This is a genomic window from Affinirhizobium helianthi (assembly GCF_042680945.1).
GTDB classification, from domain to species: Bacteria; Pseudomonadota; Alphaproteobacteria; order Rhizobiales; family Rhizobiaceae; genus Neorhizobium; species Neorhizobium helianthi.
In genome coordinates this window covers 20,951-42,426 of record NZ_JBHUEQ010000021.1, presented here as the reverse complement: position 1 = coordinate 42,426, position 21,476 = coordinate 20,951, and the positions used below count along the sequence as shown (strand labels likewise).

Here is a 21,476-nt window from a genome sequence, read left to right as displayed (position 1 = left end):
TGGGAGCGGCAAGGCTATCCGACAGGCAGGATTTCGGAAGTCGATTGTCGACTGTCGGGGTCCATTGGGGGGTTCCTTGAATGAGATGAAGAACTCATCACGCCGAGTGACATGCGCCCGAAAGGCAAGATCGTCAAGACGTTTTGCAAGTGAGCGCAAATCGTGCCGATCCACAGTGCCCATCCGGAGACTTGACCGAAAACCCGCGCTGCTCTTTGATGGATGCATGCGACCCTATCGTCACGGATTCGTTCACGCCCTTTTCGTCTGCGCCTCATTGTGTGCTGCGCTTGGACTTATGGAAGGCTCCTCGCCTGCCCTGGCGCAGAGCCCGTCAATGCCTGCCATCAACTGGGAAAGCGCCGGACAGAACAGCGAGACCTCCAGGATCGTCACGCCCCAGCTGGAAAAGCCGCAACTGCCCGATAGCGGCTTCGACTGCAACACGGTGACGCGCCTGTCGATCGAAGAGCAACGGCTGCATGAGCGAGCCACTTCCGGGCCACGGAAAGTGCAACGCTGCAGCCGCGATGGCTTCAGCCTGGAACTGTCAGCACCGCAGGATTAACCGGCCAATACATAGAGCGCGAGAATATTCTAATCTGTCTATTCATGCGCAAAACTGCGCTGCATTGCAGCAATTGCACAAATTTCCCGCTTCACGCGATATTTTCTTGCCTCGCAAGCTCCAAATTTCTACAGAAGGATGCGGCTTGAAAGTCAAATATGACTCAGGTCGCAGGACCGCGCTTCTCACCCGCGACAGACACGTGACGATACTCATCTTGCGTGGGACGGAGGGAAGAGAGCGGCAACCATAAGAGGGGGCAAGCACCCTGCCCAAGGAGAGAAAACTATGAAATTGAAGAGCCTTCTGAGCGCAACCACCGTGGCCTGCTTTCTTCTGGCGCCGGTTGCCCATGCCGATGTCGTCATTGGCCTTATCGCTCCCGTAACCGGCCCTCTGGCGGCCTATGGCGCCCAGGTCAAGAACGGCGCAGAAACCGCAATTGCCGAAATCAACAAGGCAGGCGGCATCATGGGCGAAAAGGTTTCGCTGAAAGTTGCCGATGATGCCGGCGAGCCGAAGCAGGGCGTTTCTGCCGCAAACCAGATGGTTGGCGAAGGCATCCATTTCGTCGTTGGTCCGGTGACATCTGGCGTTGCCATGCCGGTATCAGATGTTCTGGCTGAGAACGGCATTGTGATGGTGACGCCGACGGCGACCATGCCAGCCCTGACAGCACGCGAACTTGCCACCATCCTTCGCACCTGCGGGCGCGATGACCAGCAGGCGGAAGTGGCTGCCGATTACGTGCTGAAGAACCTCAAGGACAAGCGCGTCGCCATCATCAACGACAAGGGCGCCTATGGTAAGGGCCTCGCAGATGCCTTCAAGGCCGCCCTCAACAAGGGTGGCGTGAAGGAAGTGGTCAACGAAGCCATCACGGCTGGCGACAAGGACTTCAGCGCGCTCACGACCCGCCTGAAGGCTGAAAATGTCGAGGTGATCTATTTCGGCGGCTACCACCCGGAAGCAGGTCTTCTGGCGCGCCAGCTGGCCGATCTCGGCGTGAAGCCGCAAATCATTGGCGGTGACGGCCTGTCCAACACGGAACTGTGGACCATCGGCACCAAGGCTGTTGAAGGCACGCTTTACACCAATGCCGCCGACGCCACGAAGAGCCCGAATGCCAAGGCTGCTGCGGAAGCGCTTGCTGCACGCAACATTCCGGCCGAAGCCTTCACGCTGAATGCTTATGCGGCTGTTGAAGTCATCAAGGCTGGCATTGAGAAGGCGAAGTCCAAGGATGATGGCCTTGCCGTCGCCAAGGCGCTGAAGACCGGCGACAAGATCACCACCGCAATCGGTGACCTGACCTATGGCGAAAATGGTGACCTGACCTCGCAGACCTTCGAAATGTTCAAGTGGCAGGATGGCAAGAGCGTCGCTGCTCAGTAATGACGCATGGGCGGGCGGCAGTTTTGCCGCCCGCTTCACCCTCCGCATTGATCCACAACGGGAATTGCGGCTATTGGTGTAGGCTCACTGCAAAGAACAGGAGCTTGCATGACAACCCGCCTTGAAAATCTCATCGATATGGGTTGCGGGCGCAAGCCTGCCGATCTCGTTCTGAAGGGCGGACGTTTCTTCGATCTCGTCACGGGTGAGCTTGTCGCATCCGATATTGCAATTTGCGGCGATCGCATCGTCGGCACCTGCGAAGCCTATGAGGGCGTCGAAGAGCTTGACATTTCCGGGCAGATCGTCGTGCCCGGCTTCATCGATACCCATCTGCACATCGAAAGCTCGCTTGTTACGCCGCATGAATTCGATCGGTGCGTGCTGCCCTATGGCGTGACCACGGCCATCTGCGATCCGCATGAAATCGCCAATGTCATCGGCACAGAAGGCATCCAGTTCTTCCTGGATTCGGCGCTGGAAACCATCATGGATATCCGTGTGCAGCTTTCCTCCTGCGTGCCCGCCACGCACCTGGAAACGGCGGGTGCTGACCTGCCGATCGAGCGCCTGCTGCCCTTCCGCAACCACCCGAAGGTGATCGGGCTTGCCGAGTTCATGAATTTTCCCGGCGTGATCCATAAGGATCCCGTCTGCATCGCAAAACTGGAGGCGTTCCAGGGCGCCCATATTGATGGTCACGCTCCGCTTCTCTCAGGGCATGGGCTAAACGGCTATCTCTCTGCGGGCATTCGCACCGAACACGAATGCACCACAGCAGAAGAGGCGATGGAAAAGATTCGCAAGGGCATGCATATTTTGGTGCGTGAGGGGTCAGTTTCGAAGGATCTGCACGCCCTGATGCCGATCCTCACCGAGCGGCTGTCGCCTTATCTTGCCCTCTGTACGGATGATCGCAATCCGCTGGATATTGCCGAAGAGGGCCATCTGGATTTCATGATCCGCACAGCCATTGCGCACGGCGTGGAACCGCTTGCGGTCTATCGCGCAGCATCTATTTCCGCCGCACGCGCGTTCGCTCTGCGAGATCGCGGCCTGATTGCTCCGGGCTGGCGGGCGGATCTGGTCGTGATCGACAGTCTGGAAAACTGCAAGGCGCAGATGGTCTTCTCCGCAGGTCGTCGTGTCACGGATGCGCTATTTGCCACCCGCAAACCTGTCGACCCCGTGGGACTGGACAGTGTGAAGGCAAGGACGGTCAAGGCCGCCGATTTCGCCACGCCCGCACGTCAGGAGGAACAGCCGGTCATTGGCGTTCTACCGGGCAAGATCATCACCGAGCATCGCCGGTATCGCCTGCCCTCCTCCGGCAACAGCAGCACCGTGGATCTCGCCAACGACATCATTCGCGTTGCCGTCATTGAACGGCATGGCAAGAATGGCAATCATGCCAATGGCTTTGTGCAAGGCTTCGGCCTGAAGAAAGGGGCAATCGCCTCCACGGTCGGCCACGACAGCCACAATATCTGCGTGGTCGGCGTATCGGAAGAAGACATGGCTCTGGCCGCAAACAGGCTTTCAGACATTCGCGGCGGTTTCGTCGTGGTTGAGGACGGAAAAGTCACAGCGGAGATCGCCCTTCCCATCGCGGGCCTCATGAGCCTTGAACCCTATGAGCGGGTCCGCGACATTCTCTACGATCTGCGCAAAGCCGCCTACGCACTGGGCACTACCCTGATAGAGCCATTCCTGCAGGTCGCCTTCCTTCCGCTGCCGGTCATTCCGCATTTGAAGATCTCCGACAAAGGAATGGTGGATGTCGATCGCTTCGCCCTCATCGATGGCTGAGGCGCCGGATGCGGGCTGGTTCAGTCGGCCTTCGGACCGCTGCCGGGAATGAGCAGGTCACTGGCACGATGCGCGACCGATGCCGCTGAATCCTTGATATGCCGCGCAATGGTTTCAATGCGGCTTGCCTGCTGGTGAAACTCCTCCAGGGCACGGCCCTTCAAGGTCGTGCCAGCAGGCATTTGCGCCTTGGTCGGGTCCTCGTAGCTGTCACCCACCTTCAGCTCGTAGTAGAGATGCGGGCCGGTCGAAAGGCCCGTCGAGCCCACATAGGCAATCACCTGTCCCTGCGCCACGCGATCTCCCACCTTCAGGTCCTTCGGCGTTCCTTCAATATGCGCATAGGTCGTGGTGTAACCGCCTTCATGGCGAATTCGAACATACTTTCCATAGCCCGATTCCGAGGAAATCTTGACGACAACACCGTCACCAGCCGCCTGAATGGGCGAACCCTTGGGAGCGCGATAATCGACCCCATTGTGAAATTTGCGGGTTCTGAGAATAGGGTGCACACGCCAGCCAAATCCATCGCCCAGCTGACCCGCAGCGACAGGCTTGTGCATCAGCGTCTTGGAAACCGAGCGCCCCGCCTCATCGAAGAATTCCGCCTTACCATTGCCTGAGGCATATCGATAAAAACGGCGATCCTTGTGCCCGTCTCTCAACGTCACACAGACCAGATCCTGCTGGCCGCTTTCGCTTTTCCGGAAAACCAGATTGATCTGCGGCAGCGCTTCCCTCTCGCTCCAGTGAATGCCATTGACGCGCAGAAGCTCGACCACCTGAAGCACAATCTGCGTCGGCACCTTGCTCTTCACGAGATGCTGGACGAGTTTCGGATAGTCTCTCGCCGCATTTTTCAAGGCCGTTGCTTCTCGCGGGTGCTGGTCACTTCCCGCAGCCTGAAGCTCCTCTTGCTCGGCCGCCAGAGCCTCCACCACCATCCGGTCATAAAGCGCGCGGTCGCTCACCTCCTGGAAACGGCCATCATCCCGGCGTGCTAGAATCCGCTCATGACGATTTTTGCCAAGGTGGCGGGCAAAGACGATCTGCGCCCGCGCAGGGTCCTGAGGATGCGGCCCCACCAGAATATCCAGCTCCTCCCCCGCCTTTACGCTTCGGGCGCCGAGGCCAGCGGCAAGATTTGCCAGCTCCTGCCGCGGCACATCCACAATACCCTCAATATCGCCCAATGCCTCCTCATGAACGGGAAGACTGACGAGACGGCGGATGCGTGCAGCATTCGGGTGTGGCGTGGCGATGCTGACATTGCCAGCATGGGCCAAAGCGGCGGCGTCCTGCGGCCGGGGCGACGCATAGGCCAATGACGAGGCAGACAGCGAGCGTGTTGCCAGCAAGGCATCCTTCACGATCAAGTTGAAAGGATCCGGCCCATGCTCCTCTGCACGCGCCAGATCAGTCCGGGGGATTGGCAGCGGAACGACCGACAGCTCCTCTTCCTTTGCCAGATCCAGCGAGATATCGAAATAGGAAGACTGTCCAAGAGAGCCGTCGCCCAGGCGCTCCACCAGATCCAGCTTTGGCGCAGACGCCACCTGCGGCATCCAGACACGCGCCTTCTTTGGCGTTCGAATGCTGAGACGCCGCATACGGGCAAGCACAACTGTCTTGGCCGGAACGGCATTTGCCGCGGCGGGCACGTCATCCCCAGCAATGCAGGGCGAAGCAAGCCAGGCCAGGGCAAGACAGGCGACAGATAGGCGCCAGCGAAGCCGGGGCTGTGCATCACGGGAGCGGATTATGCGGACCGTCGGATCAACGCACTGGTCTACGCGTCCAGGCGATGCGCTGGGCGTTCCTGCCATCCGTTCTTCACTCCGTACCGGTCAAACTGGACGCAGAGGTGCTGGCGCTCCATGGCAAAAATGTGTCGAGCCGCGCGAAGCACACTGTTTCGCGCGGGGCTTACCTTCCTGGCGTTGTCAATCGCGATGCAGCACCATTCCTGCGTGATAAAGCGTGTCATGACGGAACTCGCCATCCGCCGCGAACCCGGTGTCATCGCGATAGGTGATTCGGTTGCCATCCAGCCAGTAACGGCCTTCATAGGCGCGCTCCCGCGCACCGCGGGCTTCCACATAGCGACCATTGGCAAGAAGCTGGTGCCGGATATGACCGTCCTCGGTCATCCAGAGACCGACAAAGGGATTGGACATGTTGATGCTCCTGTAATTGTTCAGCCGTTCATGAACCGGCGGCGCAGCTCGTCATCCTGTCGGCGTTCAACGGACTTGCGGTAGCGATAGCTCGCGGTCCCCACCATCCATTGGATCTGCCTGATGAAGCGGTTCACATAATGCTGGAAATTGCGCATTTCCGTCTCCTTTCCGTAAAGTCTGCAGGCTGGTTTGCTGTTGCAGCCTCTCTATGCCCGCCAGCCGCGCAAGAGCGGTAGAAAGATCGACCGAACAGATTGCACAAAAATCCGAAGCTCTGGTTTTTCCTGTGGCGCATTTCATGGCCAAGCCTTATAAAGGGCCAACAAGGACGCTCAAAATCCCTGCAAAATTGGGACTTTTTTAGAGATCGAAATGGACAGGCTTCAGGAACTCACTGAGATCATTGCACGACACACCGAAGAGGACGGGATTTTTGCAACGCGCATTCCCCGCCTCAGCCTGGTGCGCATGTCGAAGCGAACGGAGCCGATGCCGGGCGTTCAGCAACCGGCGCTCTGTCTCATCGCGCAAGGCGTAAAGCAGGTACTGCTGGCGGATGAGGTGTTTGAATACGGCCCTGCCCGGCACCTGATTGCCTCTGCCGATCTGCCGATTACAGGCCAGGTCATTCAGGCAAGTCCGGACGAACCCTATCTCAGCCTCAAGCTCGATCTGGATTTGAACGCGCTGAGCACGATGCTCATCGAAATGCCGCCTCCGCGCGCGGGCTTTGGCATTGCCAAATCCTGCGGCAAGGCGCTCTGCCTCAGCCGCACCGATCCGCAATTGCTGGAGGCGGCCGTGCGGCTTCTGCGGTTGCTCGACACGCCGGAAGATATCGCCTTCCTCGCTCCCTTGGCGGAGAAGGAGCTGCTCTATCGCCTCATGCGCGGCGATCAGGCGCAGAAACTGCAACGCATGCTGATGCCGGAAAGCAGATTGCAGCAGGTGAACCGCGCCATTGCCTGGATACGCCAGAATTACGACAAGCCCTTCAGCGTGGAGCGCGTGGCACAGGAGGCACGCATGAGCACGTCCTCCCTGCACGAGCACTTCCGCGAAGTGACTGCCATGAGCCCGCTACAATATCAGAAGCAGCTTCGCCTGCAGGAAGCCCGCCGCCTCATCATGTCGGAAGCTCTGGATGCCGCCAGTGCGGCTCATCGCGTGGGCTATGATAGCCCATCCCAGTTCAGCCGCGAATATCGCAGGCTGTTCGGCGCACCCCCGATCCAGGATATTTCAAGACTGAAGGCAGAACCGGGACGATACGCGCCTGCCTCTGCATGAGACAGCTTCCCTCTCCGCCCGCACGGGCGGAGAGGGATCGCACATCAGATTTTTGCGCAGAAGGCATCGAGGCCCTTCAACTGCACTACCTTGTCTTCAAGGCCTGCATCGAAGCCCGGCATGGAAACCGGCGTGATCGAACCGAAGGAGGCAGGCACAAGGAAATCCTGCGGATCCCGCGTCAGGTTGAAGACGAAGAGAAGCCGCTCCTCACCCTTTTCCCGCACAAAGGCCAGCAGATCAGCCTGTGTGTCGAGGAAGGTCAGATCGCCATCGAAGAGTGCTGTATGGCTGCGACGAAAGGCCAGCGTCTGACGATAGTGGTGCAGCACGGAGTTCGGGTCATCCTCCTGTGTGTCCACCGCCAGCGTGACGTGTTCTGTCGGCACCGGAAGCCAGGTCTTCGGTCCTGGCGAAAAGCCGCCATGAGCCGCTTTCGAATCCCAGACCATCGGCGTTCTGCATCCATCACGGCCCTTGAAGGCTGGCCAGAAGCGAATACCGTAGGGATCGCGCAGATCTTCGAAGGAAAGCTCGGCTTCCGGCAGGCCCAGTTCTTCACCCTGATAAAGGCAGATGGACCCACGCAGGCTGGCAAGAACGCTGATCGCGAGTTTCGCCACCCGTTGCCGCTCATCCGGCGTTTCAATGAAGCGGCTCACATGGCGCTGCACATCGTGATTGGAAAAGGCCCAGCAGACCCAGCCATTCGTCACGATTTCCTGGCACTTGGACACCACCTTGCGAATATGGTCGGCGGTGAATTTCGGGCTCAGGAGATCGAAAGTATAGCACATGTGCAGCTTGTCATTGCCGCTGGTATAGATGGAAAGCGTTGTCAGGGAGCGGTCGCCATCCCCCACTTCGCCCACGGTTGTGCGGCAATCATACTGATCCAGCAACGAGCGCAGCTTTTTCAGAAACTCGATGTTTTCCGGCTGGCTCTTGTCATACAGATGGTTCTGCATCGAATAGGGGTTGGTGTCGGTTTCGAGCCCCGTTGAATCCGCATCGTAGACCATAGGCGGATTGTTACGCAGTTCCTTGTCGTGGAAATAATAGTTCACCGTGTCCAGGCGGAAGCCATGCACGCCGCGCTCCAGCCAGAACTTGACCGTGCCCAGCATCGCCTCCTGCACCTGCGGATTATGGAAGTTGAGATCCGGCTGTGAGGTCAGGAAATTGTGCATGTAATACTGCTTGCGGATACCGTCCCATTCCCAGCCCGGACCGCCGAAAATGGAGAGCCAGTTGTTGGGCGCCGTGCCGTCCGGCTTGGGATCGGCCCAGACATACCAGTCGGCGCGCGGATTGGTGCGGCTGGACCGGCTCTCGATGAACCAGGGATGCTGATCGGACGTGTGGGAAATCACCTGATCGATGATGACCTTGAGACCAAGCCGTTCGCATTCCGCCATCATCTCATCGAAATCGGAAAGCGTTCCGAACATCGGATCGACATTGCAATAATCCGAAACATCGTAGCCCATATCGGCCATGGGCGACGTAAAGAAGGGCGAGAGCCAGATTGCATCCACACCGAGCGACGCAATATACGGCAGCCTCTGCGTAATGCCCCTGATATCGCCAATGCCATCGCCGGTCGTATCCTGAAACGACCGGGGATAGACCTGATAGATGACCGCACCGCGCCACCAGTTGGGATCGCCCTTTGCTGCCGTAAGCGTCGTCATGCGTGCTCATCTCCTTCAATCGTTTCAAACCGAATCTGAAACTAGTCACTCAGCGTGAAAAGACAAAGGCAAAGCGCGACTTCTTTGTTTCCTTCACTCGATTGGCATGAAAGCAACTGCTGATGACTTGCCATTCGATGGTCTTCCGGCCTAACTCCGCGTGGGCGGGATATTTGATTTCATCAAGAAGGGCGGAGACGGGATATGGCAAAGCGAGTTCTTTCGATCGGCGAATGCATGGTGGAGCTTTCGCAGGCAGGACAAGGATTACTGCGGAAGGGCTTTGCGGGCGACACGCTGAATACTGCCTGGTATCTACGTGCGTCTTTGCCCAAGGATTGGCAGGTGGATTATCTCACAGCACTCGGAGACGATCCGCTGTCCGATGAAATGCTCGCCTTTCTTGAAAAGTCTGACATTGGAACGCACCTGATCCGCCGCATACCCGGCAAGACGCCGGGTCTTTATCTGATCTCATTGAAAGATGGCGAGCGCACCTTCAGCTATTGGCGGGATAGTTCTGCCGCGCGGCAGCTGGCGGACGATGCCGATCACCTGCGCGCCGCCATCGAAGCTGCCGATGTTCTCTACTTCTCCGGCATTACGCTGGCGATCCTTTCACCCCAGGCGGCTGATACGCTGCTTGCCGAACTCAGGCGTGCGCGCGCCTCGGGCAAGCCGGTCATCTTCGACCCCAACATTCGCCCGCGCCTGTGGGCAGACAAGCTGCGCATGCTGCAGACAATCACCGAAGGCGCACGTGCAGCCACCATCGTTTTACCCAGCTTTGACGATGAGCAGGCGCATTTCTCCGATGCCAATGTGGCCGCGACCATTGAACGTTATCTTTCCGCCGGCGTACGGCAGGTCGTGGTGAAGAACGGCGCGCAGGGGGCGACCGTGGCGGAAGACAGCCAGACGATCTTCGTGCCGTCCGTTCCGCCGGAAAAGCTGGTGGATACCACCAGCGCCGGAGACAGCTTCAATGGCGGCTTTATTGCCCGGCTGCTGACCGGGGCTTCCGCAGTGGAGGCTGCGGCCCATGGTGCGGCGGTGGCCTCGGTTGTGATTGCACACCACGGCGCGCTGATCGAGCATGAACTTCTGCCCCGTTGAGGCAGGCGGTTCTGACATGACGCTGTAACAAATGACGCGGATAGAAGACGCACCAGACCGCACGGCGGGGTGAGTCGACACTCCGGCCGACAAGGATCGGAAGGCTCACGTCATGACCAAGATCACCATTGTTACGGATGCCTGGTACCCGCAAGTTAACGGCGTCGTTCGCTCCATCGAAAACACCAACCGGGAACTCGAACGCATGGGCATCGAGGTTTCGATGATCACGCCGCTGGATTTTTCCAGCGTTCCCTGCCCCACCTATCCTGAAATTCGCCTTTCGGTCGCCAGCTACTCAGCCGTCGCCCGCGCCATCGAGAAATTCGGGCCCACCTCGGTACATATCGCAACCGAAGGACCGCTTGGCCTTCTGGCGCGGCGCTGGTGCCTGAAGAACAAGGTTTCATTTTCCACCAGCTACCACACCCGCTTTCCGGAATATGTCGCTGCCCGCTTCCCGATCCCGATCCGTTGGCTGCGCGCCTTCGTGCGCTGGTTCCATAATGCGGGCAATGGCTGCATGGTGGCCACCGCCAGCCTGGAAAGGGAACTTTCAAAACTCGGCCTGCGCAACCTGCTGCGCTGGAGCCGCGGTATAGATCAAGCTCTCTTCCGCCCTCAGCCGCTGGAAGCGGAACCATTTGGCCTTCAGCGACCCATCTTCATGACCGTCAGCCGACTTGCGGTGGAAAAGAACCTGCCCGCCTTTTTGAGCCTTGATCTTCCCGGCACCAAGGTTGTCGTGGGCGATGGGCCGGAACGCGCCAATCTGCAACGGCAATTTCCCGATGTGCACTTCCTCGGCATGAAGACCGGGGAAGACCTCGCCCGCGCCTACGCTCAGGCAGATGTGTTTGTATTTCCCTCTCTTACCGATACATTCGGCAATACCATCCTGGAAGCGCTGGCCAGCGGCGTTCCAGTTGCTGCCTATCCCGTCACAGGCCCTATCGATATTATTGAGGAAGGCAGTGGTGCCGGAGCCCTGCATCCGGATCTTCGTCAGGCATGCCTCAATGCCCTCAACTGCTCGCGCGAGAATGCAAGGCGGTTGGCTGAGCACTATACCTGGACTGCGGCTACCCGGCAGTTTCTCGATAATGTGGTGACGGCGCGCGGCAAACGGCCGCCCTCACTGCCATCGCCCAGCATTTGACCGGCTCATTCAGGGAATTTGATCCTAGCCCGAGTAATATTAAAACAGCCCCATTTTCTCGCCAAGGTAGTGCTGACGCGATTTTCTTGCGCAGTGCTTTGACGTATGGTCCGGCCAGTTTCAACAGCAAGACGGGTATTGCTCTGGAAGCAGTATGGCCAATTCAAACGCGCAGTCACAATTGCCAGCGCAAGAATTTGCAAAATTTCCAAAGCTTAAGCCTGCCTTTCATCTCTATCGGGATCCGCTCATGGCCCTTTCGAAGTCGCTTACGACCTTACGCGGCACAGGCTTGATGCTAAACATCGTTATCGGTGCAGGCCTGCTCGCCTTGCCGGGCATGGTTGTAGAAGTTGCCGGCCATCAGGCGCTGTGGGCCTGGGCGCTTTGCGCCATTGTTGCAGCGCCGCTTCTATTGGTGTTCGTACTCATGGGCATGCGCTTCCCGGATGCAGGTGGCATTTCCCATTTCGCCCAAAAGGCTTTCGGCCGCAGTGCCTATTCTATTGCCTCGATGATTTTTCTGGGCGCTGTTGTTTTTGGCTTACCCGCCATCGCGCTGACCGGCGGCCATTATCTTGCTGAAGCCTTTGGCGGCATGCCCTCCGTTTACGCGTTTGGACTGGTCATCGCAGCGGCCGGATCACATCTTCTATCCACGGAAATTGCCGCTCGTGTATCCACGGCCATCGCATCGATCGTTCTCATCAGCCTCTTGGCCTTGGTGCTCATCGGTCTCTCGGTGGTGAACTGGTCCGGCGCAGATCCGAATGTGACACCCTTGTCGCAGATCGAACTGCCGGTCGTTTTCGCGCCCTTCATGATGATCTTCTTTGCCTTCACCGGCTGGGAGCTGGCTGCCGGCCTGTCGGAGGAGTTTCGCAACCCGGAACGAGACTTCCCGCGTGCGATGTTCCTTTCGTTCATCGCGGCATGTCTCATCTATTTCTGTATGGCGTTCGTTGCGCAGAGTGTGCCGATCTCGGGTTCGTACAAGGCGGCTTTCTCGTCCATCCTCACCCTGGCGGTCGGTGAGAAAGGTCGTGTTATCATGGGCCTGCTGGCAGGTTTGATCATCTATGCCAATCTCCTGGGAGCCATCTGGGCCGTCTCTCGCATGGTTTATGCACTAAGCCGCGAAGGTTTGCTGCCCCTACGGCTTACCACGACATCAAGCGGCACCCCGCTCTCCTCGGTTCTGCTGGTCAGCCTTGCGCTTCTGATCGTGCTCGGCTTCGATTATGCGGGCCTGTTGGAGATCTCCCACATGCTTGAGCTGGCAGGACAGAACTTCCTGCTGCTCTACGGCTTGAGCGGCCTCGCCCTCCTCAAACTTTCTAAGCGCTTGTTTGACCGGCTGGTAGCCGGTTCGACCGTCGCAATCGTGGTGACGCTTATGCTGTTGCAGGGAACTTCCGTTCTGTACCCGCTCTGCCTCACCGTTCTCGGCGTGGTCTTGGCACGGTTAAGATCGCAGAGCACTCCAGCAGCCCGCTCCGTAACTGTCGCCTGACCTGAAACCGAAAGAGGCTGGTGAGTTACCACCAGCCTCCAGATTAAGACCTCAAATCACTTGCTGCTAGAGCGATTCATTTTTCACTGAAGCGCTCTAACGCTTTGTATTGACGCATTTCCGGGCGGAAAACCGCAACGCGTTTTCGCGGGAAATAGTCCAGTTCTTGCTCAGCGCTTCTTGCGCCGATTTTCGTAAGGGTTCTCCGCCGCCTTGAAGTGGATGCGGATCGGGACGCCCGGCATCTGAAAATCATTGCGCAGACCGTTGATGAGGTATCGCACATAAGACTCCGGCAGTGCATCGGCACGGGTGCAGGAGATCATGAAAGCAGGCGGGCGGGCCTTCACCTGCGTCATATACTTCAAACGGATGCGGCGACCGGAAACAGCCGGTGGTGGATGCTGAATCTGCTGGCTCTCAAGCCAACGGTTCAGCTTGGCCGTCGAGATGCGCTTGTTCCAAACCTTATCGGTGTCGATGATATTCTGCATCAACTTGTCGAGACCGTAGCCGGTCTGGCCTGAAATTGGCACGGCCCGGATACCACGGGCCTGTGGCAGAAGACGCTCTGTCTTCTCGCGAAGATCCGCCAGCACCTCCTGCGGGTATTCGACCAGATCCCACTTGTTGAAGGCAAGAACGGCAGCACGGCCTTCCCGCAGCACTAGATCGACAATCTGCAAATCCTGTTTTTCGAACGGAATGGTGGCGTCAAAGACGATCACCACGGTTTCGGCAAAGCGAATGGCGCGGAGCGCATCAGCAACCGATAGCTTCTCCAGCTTTTCCTGCACGCGGGCCTTGCGGCGCATACCAGCCGTATCGAACATCTTGATCGTGCGGTCTCGCCAATCCCATTCCACGGAGATGGAATCGCGCGTGATACCGGCTTCAGGCCCGGTCAGCAGACGATCTTCGCCCAGAAAGCGGTTAATCAGCGTGGATTTACCAGCATTCGGGCGACCGACGATGGCAACACGAAGCGGCTTGGTGTCATCATAGGCCGGCTCAAGCTCTTCATCCTCATCCCCCTCGTCGTTGAACGTGGGTGCAAGGTCGATATCGGTAACTGCCTCATCGTCTTCGTCATCGCCGAAGGCCTTTTCAGGCCCGAGAGCTTCGACAATCGCATCACGCAGATCGATCATGCCCTGGCCGTGCTCGGCAGAGATCGGCACAGGCTCACCGAGGCCCAAAGTATAGGCATCGTAGAAGCCGCTGTCGGAACCGCGTGCCTCGGACTTGTTCGCTACAAGCACCACCGGCTTGTTGCGGCGGCGAAGCATCTCACCCAGCGTTTTATCGAGCGGCGTGAGACCCATCTTGGCGTCCACGACGAAAAGCGCAAGATCGGCTTCGTCGATGGCAGCTTCGGTCTGCGCCCGCATACGGCCTTCCAGCGTATCGGCACCGGCCTCTTCGAGACCAGCCGTATCGATAATGCGGAAGCGCAGATCGACCAGCTTGGCATCGCCCGGGCGGCGATCGCGGGTAACGCCCGGCGTGTCATCGACAAGCGCCAGCTTCTTGCCAACCAACCGGTTGAACAGCGTGGATTTTCCAACATTGGGACGCCCGACGATGGCGACAGTAAAGCTCATAGCGGCAGGCTCCTTCAGGACCTCTCAGATATCAGGACTTGGCAGCCTGCGGGCCAGAAGAGGCCAAGGTATCCAGCATGATCTGTGCGCGGTTTGCAACGTTGCGCGGCGTTTCCGCGTCGTTCACAATATCCTCGAACCATTGACGCGCCTTGGCCGTGTCACCCGCCTTCATGGCAGAAAGACCTAAGGCTTCGCGCGCGGAATTGCGCAGAGTATGGTTGCCGGTTGCCATAGGCTCCACCTCAGCGGAAACATCGGCGTAAGTGCCGTTATCCACCAGGAGATAGGCCACGCGCATCTTGGCAATATCGCGCAGAACAGACGGCACGGAATTATCGGCGGCAACCTCGCGGAACGCTTTGATCGCACCAGTGGCGTCGCCCTTCTGCGTCAACAGCGTGGCCGCACGCATGCGTGCCAGAACCGGATAGGCACCGCTGCCGTCCTGCTCCAGCTTCTGAAGCGCGGCCATGGCCTCATCCGTCTTGTTTTCCTTGGCAAGGTTCAAGGCTGCCAGAAACTGGTCGCCATACTGCGAAGCATTATGGTTGTGCCAGTATTCATAACCGCGATAACCGGCGGTTCCGAGCACGATCAACACAGCGCCGCCAATGATGAAGCCACGATAACTCCGCCAGATCCTGCTGATCTGTTCGGAACGCAGTTCCTCGTTCACCTCGCGAATAAAGCTGTCGTTGTCCTGTGCCATGCCAAACTCCGGCCATTCATGCGGCCATTTTTCCGAAAGCCTGCCTTCTACCCTATTTTTCCCGGTATGTAAGGGGGTGAGTTGCGACGGCGGAGCCGACAAATCGATCCAGCGAATCGATTTGAGCAACGAACGCTTCGAGCCAAAGCGAGAAGCCGGGTCGAAGACAGGCGTGGTGGAGCGCATTCATGCGCTCCAGGAAAAGATCCAGTGAATCTTTTCCAACATCGAACGCCCTGAGTTAAGGCGAAGGGCCGGGAGCAGTTGCGACGGCGGAGCCGACAAATCGATCCAGCGAATCGATTTGAGCAACGAACGCCCTGAGCCAGAACGAGAAGCCGGGTCGAAGACAGGTGTGGGGGAGCGCCTTTGCACCTCTCATCAGTCGGCCATCTTCGGCAATCACTCTTCAATCAATTCCCCGTAGAAAGCCTCATCACCCTGCCATCGCGACTTTGCCTTATTCCCCCGAAAGAAGGTTGGCTTGCGAATCCAGACATACAGGTAATCCTCTTGCGCTTGATCCTGAGAACTCTTGCCGCCCTTCTTCTTTCCTCCAGCCTCGGCATGGCCGAAGAAAAGCCCAAGCAACTCGTCATGATTTCCTTCGATGGCGCGGGCAGCAACCCGCTTTGGGAGCGCAGCCGGACAATCGCAAAGCGGGTGAATGCGCGCTTCACTTACTTCTTGTCCTGCACGCTGGTGATTGATCGCGCCCGCGCCAAAACCTATCAGGCACCCGGCCAGAGACCTGGAAAATCCAACATCGGCTTTGCTCAGACGAAGGAAGAGGCTCTGACACGGCTTGATCACGTCTGGCAGGCGAAACAGGAAGGTCACGAAATTGCCAGCCATACTTGCGGCCATTTCGACGGGCGGCACTGGACGAAGGCAGACTGGCAGATGGAAATGCGAAACTTTCGCTCCATCCTGTCCTCGGCCTGGGCTGATCTCGGTGCACCGGAAAAGGAGCCGTCCGGCTGGCGTGATTTTGTGAAGAACGACATCAAGGGCTTCCGCGCACCTTATCTTTCCACCAGCGACGCACTGGAAGACGCAGAGCATGCGGAGGGTTTCACCTATGATGGCAGCGGCATCAGCATGGGGCCAATGCTGCCGGAGAAACAGAACAAGGTGCTGATGTTCGGTCTACCGTTGATCCCCGAGGGACCAGAGCGGCGCAACATCATCGCGATGGATTATAATCTGTTCATTCGCCATTCCGCAGGTGTTGAAAATCCATCGCGATCGGCAGAGTTCGAGGAACGTGCCTATGCGGCCTTCCGTGCCGCTTTCGACCGCCAGTATGCGGGCGAGCGCATTCCGCTGCAGCTTGGCTTTCACTTCGTGGAAATGAATGGCGGCGCCTATTGGCGAGCGATGGAGAGGCTTGCCACGGAGGTTTGCGCAAAACCGGACGTGGCCTGCGTCACCTATGGCGAGGCCATCCGCCAGCTATCCGAGCGCGGCAAAGAAACCCCTTCGACGCTCTAAAAGACAAAGACCGCGCACAAGGCGCGGTCTCCAAACTCTGAAATGTGATGGATCAATAAGGCTTGTCTGCCCCGATCTCGCCATCTCTCTCTTCCCGCGCCAGATAACGCTGGTCGATTTCCGGCAGCGGCTCGCCATCGATGGCCGCCTCGAAGGCTTTCAGACGCTTGTGTATGGAGAGAAGCTCGATGATCGTCGTCCAGGAATTGACGAGATACTGGAACGAATTGCTCACCTGACCGAAAGCGGTCGCGATCTGCTGATAGATACCATAGGTGATTTTACCCGCGACGATCGTGGGAATCAGCATCGTCATCAAAAAGATCGCATCCGCCTGAAGGTAGAAATAGCGGAACAGGTTGAAATACAAATAGTGCCAGTAGAGGCGGAAGTAGTTTTTCCGCACATTGCCAAACAGCTCGCGCACAGCGATGGGCTGCGCCCTGTCGGCATGGTCTTCGCCATAGACCAGTTCTTTACGATAGGCCGCTTCAACCCGTTGATTGCGGAAGTGCAGTCCTGGCAGCTTGATGCCCACCAAAGCCAGAAGCAGCGTGCCGAAGAGCGGCCAGATGATCGCCAGCCACATCAGCGCATGTGGCAGTTCACCAATCACCGGAAGCTCGGACACATAACTCGACAGACCGTACAGGATCGGCAGAAAGACAACCAGCGTCATGACGGAATTTATAAGCGTGATACCGAGCCCTTCCAGCGTGGCGGAGAAGCGCATCGTGTCTTCCTGAACACGTTGCGAGGCACCCTCGATATGGCGAAGCTTTTCCCACTTTGACATGTAGAAATTGTTCATCGCCGAGCGCCAGCGGAAGATGTAATGGCTGGTGAAGAAATCGGTCAGGATTGAAACGGCTATGGACAGGAAGGCAATCTGGGCAAACACGATCTGCAGGCTGTAGAAATCCCAGGTGGTGATCCCCGGCTTCTGAGACAGCGCGTTTTGCAGAAGATCACCGAATGGACGCCGGAAATTGTTGATCACCACCGAGATCTGAACGCTGAAATAGGTGACGGAAACGATCAGCAAACTGCCCCAGATGGACCACAGCTTCCACGGATGATCCTTCGCAAGGACTGTCCAGACACCCCCGAATAGCACAATACACAGCGCGAAATAGGCATAGAACCAGACATTCGGCGGAAAGGCGAAGTAGCTTAGATCGAAGGGTTCGGGCGTTCCTTCCGGCACGGTAAAGCCGAGGCTGATGCCAAGTCGTTCCACGGCGAAATACCAGCCGAGCACGCAGATCAGAGACCAGACGATTGCCGAAATGAAGAAGAATTTAGGACGAGGAAAGAACGAGTGAAACACGGAGGCGAGTTTCCTTGTGATGTGGCGCAGACATCAGCGTTGATGCGATTCGCCAGAAACTATGCCAGTCGCCTTGTCGCGGCAATGCAGAAAGCCGCACCTTACGCAGAGTTAAGATAGACGCATTCAAACCTGCTTTTGTTTGACAACAGGCAGAGCAAGGCAGAACGACGCAAGCAGAACGATTGCAGCAAGAACAGAGGCAAGCGCGAAGCTTCCCGACCATTCGGTTGCCCAGCCTGCCACAAGCGGACCGATGATCTGCCCGGTTCCGAAAGCAGCTGTCATCAGGGCAAGCGCTCTGCGCGGGCTTTCATGGGCAAGGCTGCGCGCAATCTGCAGACCATAGGCCGTCACGGTCATGAAGGTGAGACCGAGAAATAGCCCGCCGATCAGTGTACCGGGAACTGGAGGCAGCAGCACCGAACCTAACACGCCCACGGCTGCGAGAATGAGGCAAATGAGATAGCATCTCACCAGACCGAGCCTTCTGGCAAAAGGCTGCCACAGGAACAGCGAGCACGCAGCCGCAGTACCGGTTACAAGCCAGGCACCCGCCTCCACCACTGGCCCGGCCGCCGCACCGCGTGCAATGGCAACGAGAAACGTTGCCGTAACCACATAGCCAAATCCGAAAAGACCATAGGAAGCGGTCAGAAGAACAAGCGGTCTCGTCCACCGCACGGGCGGCTCATGCGCCACAGCCTGCCCCGTTACAGGGCGTGGCAGCAGAAATGTTATGACCAGCACCACCAATCCCACCAGAAAAGCCGCAGACGCCCAGTTCCAGCGCCAGCCATGGGCGGCATCGCCTGCCCACAGATTGATGGTGAAGGCCAGCAGCGAAGACAAGGCTATTCCGGCACCGACACCACCGAAATGCAGGGCCTGCACATCAGCGCGGCCATGGCCATAGGGCAAGACGATTGCGGAGGTGAAGATCATGGCAAAGGCGCTTGCGAGACCGGCGAGAAAGCGGATGATGATGAACAGGATAATCCCATTCGCCACCGCCATGGCGGCCAGCAGCATCGCAGTCGAGACAAGGCCCGCCAGAGCAAGGCGGCGTTCGCGTCCCGCTGCCCACCCCTGCGAAGCCAGCAGCGCACCCATCAGATAGCCCGCAAAATTACCCGCCGCGATAAAGCCCGCCTCAGCGGCTGAAAGCGGCACCTCGCTCATCATCCCGGGCAGGACAGGCGTGTAGAAAAATCGACCGAACCCCATGGCCGTAGCCATGGCAAGCGCACCTGCAAAGGCAATGATGACAGGATTGGATATGTGCGCTTGCTGAAACATACGCCTTGTATGGCAGGCTCAGCATCTGCCTTCAAATCAGCATTCCATATGGAACCCATGCGTCGGCGTGATGCATTGCGCGATGCGCCATGCTAACCAAAGCCTCCTTCGCCGATCCTCTTCCCTGCGGGAGGGGCCTTCAAACACCGGGAAGCTGTGCGTCCTGCACCCTGGATGCGTTTTCTGTCACTCCGCCAATGTCAGGATCAGCGGTCCGTTGCGCGTCACAACAATCGTATGCTCGAACTGCACCGTGGGCGCTCGTGGATCACCGTAGAGCGTCCAGGGATCACCGTTTCCAGCATCCTCTGCCCATGTTGCGCCGAGCGAAAGGAAAGGCTCAACAGTGAATACCAGCCCCTCTTCCATCACGCGCGTCTCGTCCGGGTCTGGCCAGGTGGGCAATTCCCCCGGCTCCTCGTGCAGGGAGCGGCCAACACCGTGGCTGGCAAGATTGGTAATCAGCGTGTAGCGATTTTTCTTCGCGAAAGCGCCGATTGCGTTGCCAATCCCCGCCATGGGCTTGCCAGTTTTCACCTGCTGAAGACCCGTCCAAAGGGCGCGGCGTCCATCGCGCACCAGCTTTTCAATCTCTCGCTTCACCGGCGGCACGGCGAAGGAGGATCCGGTATCGCCAAAGAAACCGTCCTTGACGGCGGACACATCGATGTTCACCAGGTCGCCAGGCTGGATAATGCGGTCGCCCGGAATTCCATGAGCGACCTCCTCGTTGACGCTGATACAGGTCGCACCGGGAAACTGGTAACAGAATTCCGGCGCCGATTGGGCACCGGCATCTTCCAGAACCTGCCGGCCAATGGCATCCAGCTCGGCGGTGGTAATGCCCGGCTCCAGCGCCTTGGCCATTGTTTCCACCGCGCGGGCGCAAATGCGCCCCACGGCCTTCAACTTGTCCAATTCATCTTCGCTGGAAACTACCATTTTCTGCCATTCCTGATCGTCAAGCGGCGGGTTTCGCCCCATCTGCCGCTGGCGTCAAGGCTTTGCGCACCAGAGGCGCAACCTTTGTGCCAAACAATTCGATGCCACGCATGATCTGCTCATGCGGCATCAGGCCGATAGCCATCTGCAACAGGAAACGATCGTTGCCGAACACCTTGTGCGCGGCAACAATCTTTTCTGCCACCAGTTCCGGATCACCGACAAAGAGATTGCCCGCTGCCGAACGAGCGCGATCGTATTGGGCGCGGTTCGTGGGCGGCCAGCCGCGCTCACGGCCCAGACGATCCATCACCGCCGCCTGAGGTCCATAAAACTGATCGGCGGCGATGTCCGTTGTATCGGCAATGAAGCCGTGAACATTGATACTGGTCTTCAAGCTTTTGGGATCATGGCCGGAACGGCGCGCAGCCTCCCGATAAAGCTCAAAGAAGGGGGCAAAACGGGCATATTCCCCGCCAATAATGGCCACAGCCAGCGGCAGGCCCATGGCACCGGCACGCGCCACACTCTGAGGGGTTCCGCCTACGGCAATCCAAACCGGCAGCCTTTGCTGAAGCGGGCGCGGATAGACGCCACGGTTTTGGATCGGCGCGCGCAACTCGCCTTCCCAATTGACGATCTCATTGTCGCGCAGCGTCAACAGCAGGTCGAGCTTTTCCGAGAACAGGCGATCGTAATCGTTCAGGTCATAGCCAAACAGCGGATAGGATTCGATGAAGGAACCACGGCCTGCCATGATTTCGGCCCGCCCGCCGGAGATGAGATCCACCGTGGAAAACTGCTGGAACACGCGGATCGGATCATCGGAACTCAGCACGGAGACGGCACTTGTCAGGCGAATATTCTTCGTCTTCACCGCCGCCGCGGCAAGCACCGTGGCAGGTGACGAAACCGCATAATCCGGCCTGTGATGTTCACCGAGACCGAAGACATCCAGCCCTACCTGATCTGCGAGTTCAATCTCCTCCAGCAGGTGCTTCAACCGCACTGCAGCATCCTGTCCGCGCTGACCGCTGGCAATGGCCGGATCGACATCTGCGAAGGTATAAAGGCCGAGTTCCATCTTCTTCCATTCCTGTTTATGACTTGAACCTCAGATAGAGGCCCTCATCTGCAATGCAAAGTCGAAAGTCTGGAAACGCTCCGTCAAGATTTTCGATGGCTGCGCAATAATTCGTCCTTTGCCAATGACTTAGCCGGTTGTGCGGAATCAGTCTCGCAGGCACTTGAACCAGTTTGTCAGGCTGACGACTGCATCCCCTCCCCCTCGACGGCAACAGGAACGTGAGCACGTCTCATCAACCCTTTGTGAGCCAGATCGATCAAGGGTTGATCCCACTATTAACCATT

At 58.1% G+C, this 21,476-nt stretch carries 18 protein-coding genes; 8 read left to right on the top strand and 10 right to left on the bottom strand.

The features are described from left to right. Nucleotides 1–226 precede the first annotated feature (226 nt). The 3 genes from ACFSE1_RS11495 (at nt 227) to ade (ending at nt 3,772) form a co-directional block, all read left to right on the top strand. Nucleotides 227–568 carry a hypothetical protein gene (locus ACFSE1_RS11495; RefSeq protein ID WP_377401033.1) on the top strand — a complete coding sequence of 114 codons (342 nt, stop codon included), beginning with the start codon at nt 227–229 and terminating at the stop codon, nt 566–568. Between the two features lie 288 nt (nt 569–856). After that, nucleotides 857–1,963, top strand: coding sequence for an ABC transporter substrate-binding protein (locus ACFSE1_RS11490; protein ID WP_377401030.1), 1,107 nt, complete (start codon nt 857–859; stop codon nt 1,961–1,963). A gap of 108 nt (nt 1,964–2,071) precedes the next feature. Continuing rightward, the gene (gene ade, locus ACFSE1_RS11485; RefSeq protein ID WP_377401027.1) at nt 2,072–3,772 is read left to right on the top strand and encodes an adenine deaminase; all 1,701 of its coding nucleotides are present in this window, start codon (nt 2,072–2,074) and stop codon (nt 3,770–3,772) included. A gap of 20 nt (nt 3,773–3,792) precedes the next feature. Here ade and ACFSE1_RS11480 read toward each other — a convergent pair whose 3' ends face one another. The 3 genes from ACFSE1_RS11480 to ACFSE1_RS11470 all read right to left on the bottom strand — a co-directional run bounded on the left by ACFSE1_RS11480 (nt 3,793) and on the right by ACFSE1_RS11470 (nt 6,107). Then, nucleotides 3,793–5,433 carry a peptidoglycan DD-metalloendopeptidase family protein gene (locus ACFSE1_RS11480; RefSeq protein WP_377401024.1) on the bottom strand — a complete coding sequence of 547 codons (1,641 nt, stop codon included), beginning with the start codon at nt 5,431–5,433 and terminating at the stop codon, nt 3,793–3,795. A 282-nt stretch (nt 5,434–5,715) separates the two neighbouring features. Then, nucleotides 5,716–5,949, bottom strand: a complete 234-nt coding sequence (locus tag ACFSE1_RS11475) for an Atu4866 domain-containing protein (protein WP_377401021.1) — start codon at nt 5,947–5,949, stop codon at nt 5,716–5,718. Nucleotides 5,950–5,969: 20 nt separating this feature from the next. After that, nucleotides 5,970–6,107 (bottom strand): hypothetical protein, encoded by a 138-nt coding sequence (locus ACFSE1_RS11470; RefSeq protein ID WP_377401019.1) that lies wholly within the window; start codon nt 6,105–6,107, stop codon nt 5,970–5,972. Between the two features lie 217 nt (nt 6,108–6,324). On the opposite strand from ACFSE1_RS11470, the gene ACFSE1_RS11465 reads away from it, so the two are divergent. After that, a complete protein-coding gene (locus ACFSE1_RS11465; RefSeq protein ID WP_377401016.1) occupies nt 6,325–7,242 on the top strand; it encodes an AraC family transcriptional regulator in 918 nt (305 codons plus the stop codon). Between the two features lie 44 nt (nt 7,243–7,286). On the opposite strand, the gene bglA is transcribed toward ACFSE1_RS11465, so the two are convergent. Further along, nucleotides 7,287–8,936, bottom strand: coding sequence for a beta-galactosidase BglA (bglA, locus tag ACFSE1_RS11460; RefSeq protein WP_377401013.1), 1,650 nt, complete (start codon nt 8,934–8,936; stop codon nt 7,287–7,289). A 204-nt stretch (nt 8,937–9,140) separates the two neighbouring features. On the opposite strand from bglA, the gene ACFSE1_RS11455 reads away from it, so the two are divergent. From ACFSE1_RS11455 to ACFSE1_RS11445, 3 genes are all read left to right on the top strand, one after another. Beyond that, nucleotides 9,141–10,052 (top strand): sugar kinase, encoded by a 912-nt coding sequence (locus ACFSE1_RS11455; RefSeq protein WP_377401010.1) that lies wholly within the window; start codon nt 9,141–9,143, stop codon nt 10,050–10,052. Between the two features lie 112 nt (nt 10,053–10,164). Then, nucleotides 10,165–11,211 carry a glycosyltransferase family 4 protein gene (locus ACFSE1_RS11450; RefSeq protein ID WP_377401007.1) on the top strand — a complete coding sequence of 349 codons (1,047 nt, stop codon included), beginning with the start codon at nt 10,165–10,167 and terminating at the stop codon, nt 11,209–11,211. Nucleotides 11,212–11,461: 250 nt separating this feature from the next. Continuing rightward, a complete protein-coding gene (locus ACFSE1_RS11445; protein WP_377401004.1) occupies nt 11,462–12,724 on the top strand; it encodes an APC family permease in 1,263 nt (420 codons plus the stop codon). Nucleotides 12,725–12,894: 170 nt separating this feature from the next. Here ACFSE1_RS11445 and der read toward each other — a convergent pair whose 3' ends face one another. Both der and ACFSE1_RS11435 read right to left on the bottom strand, forming a co-directional pair. Then, nucleotides 12,895–14,328 (bottom strand): ribosome biogenesis GTPase Der, encoded by a 1,434-nt coding sequence (der, locus tag ACFSE1_RS11440; RefSeq protein ID WP_377401001.1) that lies wholly within the window; start codon nt 14,326–14,328, stop codon nt 12,895–12,897. Between the two features lie 31 nt (nt 14,329–14,359). After that, nucleotides 14,360–15,040: a tetratricopeptide repeat protein gene (locus tag ACFSE1_RS11435; RefSeq protein WP_377400998.1), complete on the bottom strand. Its 681-nt coding sequence runs from the start codon at nt 15,038–15,040 to the stop codon at nt 14,360–14,362. 522 nt (nt 15,041–15,562) lie between these two features. Between ACFSE1_RS11435 and ACFSE1_RS11430 the strand changes: the two genes are divergently transcribed. Further along, nucleotides 15,563–16,534 (top strand): polysaccharide deacetylase family protein, encoded by a 972-nt coding sequence (locus ACFSE1_RS11430; protein WP_377401116.1) that lies wholly within the window; start codon nt 15,563–15,565, stop codon nt 16,532–16,534. A 52-nt stretch (nt 16,535–16,586) separates the two neighbouring features. Here the strand turns inward: ACFSE1_RS11430 and sbmA are convergent, their stop codons facing one another. The 4 genes from sbmA to ACFSE1_RS11410 all read right to left on the bottom strand — a co-directional run bounded on the left by sbmA (nt 16,587) and on the right by ACFSE1_RS11410 (nt 21,189). Next, a complete protein-coding gene (gene sbmA, locus ACFSE1_RS11425) occupies nt 16,587–17,864 on the bottom strand; it encodes a peptide antibiotic transporter SbmA (RefSeq protein WP_377400995.1) in 1,278 nt (425 codons plus the stop codon). A gap of 126 nt (nt 17,865–17,990) precedes the next feature. Then, complete coding sequence (locus tag ACFSE1_RS11420) at nt 17,991–19,163, bottom strand: YbfB/YjiJ family MFS transporter (protein WP_377400992.1); 1,173 nt, start codon at nt 19,161–19,163, stop codon at nt 17,991–17,993. Nucleotides 19,164–19,349: 186 nt separating this feature from the next. Continuing rightward, entirely contained in the window at nt 19,350–20,105 is a 756-nt protein-coding gene (map, locus tag ACFSE1_RS11415; RefSeq protein ID WP_377400989.1) for a type I methionyl aminopeptidase, read from the bottom strand. A gap of 19 nt (nt 20,106–20,124) precedes the next feature. After that, a complete protein-coding gene (locus tag ACFSE1_RS11410; protein WP_377400986.1) occupies nt 20,125–21,189 on the bottom strand; it encodes an LLM class flavin-dependent oxidoreductase in 1,065 nt (354 codons plus the stop codon). Between the last annotated feature and the right edge of the window lie 287 nt (nt 21,190–21,476).

Bases quoted from the DNA above. Each gene is read 5' to 3' on its own strand.
- ACFSE1_RS11495 (WP_377401033.1), top strand. From the start codon at position 227: ATGCGACCCTATCGTCACGGATTCGTTCACGCCCTTTTCGTCTGCGCC.
- ACFSE1_RS11490 (WP_377401030.1), top strand. From the start codon at position 857: ATGAAATTGAAGAGCCTTCTGAGCGCAACCACCGTGGCCTGCTTTCTT.
- ade (WP_377401027.1), top strand. From the start codon at position 2,072: ATGACAACCCGCCTTGAAAATCTCATCGATATGGGTTGCGGGCGCAAG.
- ACFSE1_RS11475 (WP_377401021.1), bottom strand. From the start codon at position 5,949: ATGTCCAATCCCTTTGTCGGTCTCTGGATGACCGAGGACGGTCATATC.
- ACFSE1_RS11470 (WP_377401019.1), bottom strand. From the start codon at position 6,107: ATGCGCAATTTCCAGCATTATGTGAACCGCTTCATCAGGCAGATCCAA.
- ACFSE1_RS11465 (WP_377401016.1), top strand. From the start codon at position 6,325: ATGGACAGGCTTCAGGAACTCACTGAGATCATTGCACGACACACCGAA.
- bglA (WP_377401013.1), bottom strand. From the start codon at position 8,936: ATGACGACGCTTACGGCAGCAAAGGGCGATCCCAACTGGTGGCGCGGT.
- ACFSE1_RS11455 (WP_377401010.1), top strand. From the start codon at position 9,141: ATGGCAAAGCGAGTTCTTTCGATCGGCGAATGCATGGTGGAGCTTTCG.
- ACFSE1_RS11450 (WP_377401007.1), top strand. From the start codon at position 10,165: ATGACCAAGATCACCATTGTTACGGATGCCTGGTACCCGCAAGTTAAC.
- ACFSE1_RS11445 (WP_377401004.1), top strand. From the start codon at position 11,462: ATGGCCCTTTCGAAGTCGCTTACGACCTTACGCGGCACAGGCTTGATG.
- der (WP_377401001.1), bottom strand. From the start codon at position 14,328: ATGAGCTTTACTGTCGCCATCGTCGGGCGTCCCAATGTTGGAAAATCC.
- ACFSE1_RS11435 (WP_377400998.1), bottom strand. From the start codon at position 15,040: ATGGCACAGGACAACGACAGCTTTATTCGCGAGGTGAACGAGGAACTG.
- ACFSE1_RS11420 (WP_377400992.1), bottom strand. From the start codon at position 19,163: ATGTTTCAGCAAGCGCACATATCCAATCCTGTCATCATTGCCTTTGCA.
- map (WP_377400989.1), bottom strand. From the start codon at position 20,105: ATGGTAGTTTCCAGCGAAGATGAATTGGACAAGTTGAAGGCCGTGGGG.
- ACFSE1_RS11410 (WP_377400986.1), bottom strand. From the start codon at position 21,189: ATGGAACTCGGCCTTTATACCTTCGCAGATGTCGATCCGGCCATTGCC.